Below are 2,401 nucleotides of genomic sequence, written 5' to 3'. Positions count from 1 at the left end.
ATCTGCTTCACCACCCCGATCGATTTCCGCGAGATGAAGCTGTTCTCAAACTTCTCCGATCGCCGCTATTTCGATGTGGACGGGCTGGTCGACAGCATCGGCAACGTGCCGCCGGAGATGATCCTGTCCTCGTTCGAAATGCTGCGTCCGGCCTCGCGCACGGTCAGCCAGATCCAGCTCTGGGAGAACATCTGGAACGACGAGTTCGTGAAATCCTACCGGATGTTCGATCGCTGGGCGACGGACACGCTACCGCTGGCCGGCGAATATTTTCGCGGGATCACCAAGGACTTGATGTGGGACAACAAGCTGTTCAACGACACCATGTCGGTCGGCGGGCGGGCTGCGAAGCTCAACAACATCAAGGTGCCGATGCTGCATGCTGTCGCCGAGCACGACCACATCGTGCCTTACGATGCCGCACGGCATTTAGTTCCCAAGATCGGATCGACCGACAAGGAAGAGGTGATCTTGAAGGGCGGTCACGTCTCGCTTGTTGCCGGCGCCAACGCCGTGAAGCGGTTGTGGCCGAAACTGGACTCCTGGCTGGGGAAGAGGTCGACATGAGCGAGCAGCGTTCCTATCCGCGTCACGTCGGCACCGACGCCGGCGACATCGAGATCCGCCTGATGGCACCGACAGACGAGGCCGCGGTGCTTGCCTTCGGCAAGGGCCTTCCGGCGCATGATCTGCTGTTCCTGCCGCGCAACATCAGCCAGCCCAAGGTGCTCTCGGCTTGGGTCAAGGAAATCGAACGCGGCGCCATCACGAGCCTGCTAGCGGTGAGGGATGGAAGGGTGGTCGGCTGCGGCACGCTGGTGCGCGATCCGCATTCCTGGTCGCCCCATGTCGGCGAAATCCGGATGGTGGTCTCGCGCGAGGTGCGCGGGAAGGGGGTGGGGCGGGCGCTGTCGCAGGAGACGTTCGCGCTCGCGCTCGGTGCCGGCCTTGAAAAGCTCTCGGTGCAGATGACGGTCGACCAGCAGGCCGCGATCGCCCTGTTCGAAGGGCTCGGCTTCAAGGCCGAGGCCCTGTTGCGCGATCATGTCCGCGACGTCGAGGGCAAGACCCACGACATCGTCGTGCTTGGCCACAACGTCGCGCAGGTCCGGGCCCAGATGGAGGCCTACGGGCTGCCGGGCGCCGTCCAGCACTGAGGGGCGCTTCCCAGCGGCAATGAGGCGAAGCGCTGGCCGGTTTCAAAAAGTGGAATTCAACCCCATGCACAGTAGGCGTGGCCAAAAAGGCAGCGCATTGCCCCGGCTTTAAGCTTATCACGATTTTGTGATATCGCGGTGCAGCATTAATATTGCAATGCACAATTAACTCTGCCATATAAGAGGTGCCCCGGGCCAATACGGACGGGGTGAGCCCATAGCTCAACCTAATTGAGGATGGAGAGGACCCCAATGACCACCGAAACCAATACCGCTTTCGAGGGCTTCAAGGACGCATTCAAGAACATCCAGAACCTGGAAGTTCCCGAGGCTGCCCGCGAGTTCGTCAAGAAGACTGCCAACACGGCCAAGGACCGCGCCGCAGAGGCCTTCGCCGGCTCCGAGCGCGTCACTGCCGCCGTCGAGAATGCGGTGACCGAATCCGTCGCCGAGGCCGGCAAGATCAGCCGCAACATCCAGCAGGCGATCTACGAAGACGCGGAAGCATTCTTCTCGGGTATCGACAAGCTTGCCTCCGCCAAGTCGTTCAGCGAGGCCGTCGAGATCCAGTCGAGCCTGCTGCGCTCGCGCGGCGAAGTGTTCGTCTCGCGCGCCAAGGCGACGACCGACTATCTCGGCAAGCTTGCCGCCAACGGTGCGAAGTCCGTTCAGGACAACTTCGCCAAGGTCTACAACAAGACCGCCTGATCCGGCGAACAAGCACTACGAACTGAAATTTGGGCCCGCTTCGGCGGGCCTTTGTTTTTGCACCGCCGCAGCTGTCAGTTTCTCCGCCGTCATTGCGAGGAGCCCTTGCGACGAAGCAATCCAGCGTCTTTCCGCCGAGAGAATTCTGGATTGCTTCGCTTCGCTCGCAATGACGGAGTAGTGTGATGGAGTCATGGACTCACCCGCCACCTTCTCCTTCGCGACATCTGCCGACGCCGAACGTGCGGCGGAGCTGCGCCGCGTCAAGGCGCTGGCCACGCTGGTGCTGGTCTCAACTCTGGCGCTGTTCGTCGTTGCGAAGTGGCTTCTGCCCGTTCATCCCGTGTTCGGCTTCATCGCGGCTTTCGCGGAGGCCGCGACCATCGGCGGGCTCGCCGATTGGTACGCCGTGGTCGCGCTGTTCAAACGACCGCTCGGCCTGCCGATTCCGCACACCGCGATCATCCAGAGCAACCAGGCCCGCATCGCCGACAAGCTGGGCGAATTCATCCAGGTGCATTTCCTCGACGCCGCCC

3 protein-coding genes and 1 pseudogene are annotated in these 2,401 nt (G+C 62.0%); all 4 read left to right on the top strand.

The features are described 5' to 3' along the window. Positions 1-567: pseudogene (locus tag NLR35_RS33780) on the top strand (poly-beta-hydroxybutyrate polymerase); the annotation flags it as partial. Then, positions 564-1,157 (top strand): GNAT family N-acetyltransferase, encoded by a 594-nt coding sequence (locus tag NLR35_RS33775; RefSeq protein ID WP_257170865.1) that lies wholly within the window; start codon positions 564-566, stop codon positions 1,155-1,157. The pseudogene NLR35_RS33780 and the gene NLR35_RS33775, both read left to right, overlap by 4 nt. Before the next feature lie 252 nt (positions 1,158-1,409). Next, a complete protein-coding gene (locus NLR35_RS33770; RefSeq protein WP_257170864.1) occupies positions 1,410-1,865 on the top strand; it encodes a phasin in 456 nt (151 codons plus the stop codon). 193 nt (positions 1,866-2,058) lie between these two features. Continuing rightward, positions 2,059-2,401 (top strand): DUF445 family protein (locus NLR35_RS33765; protein ID WP_257170863.1); only part of this gene is annotated, 343 nt, incomplete at its 3' end.

The organism is Bradyrhizobium sp. SRS-191 (genome assembly GCF_024586915.1).
Classification (GTDB): Bacteria; Pseudomonadota; Alphaproteobacteria; order Rhizobiales; family Xanthobacteraceae; genus Bradyrhizobium.
The sequence above is the reverse complement of the archived record's forward strand: the minus strand, read 5'-3'. Positions and strand labels throughout refer to the sequence as shown.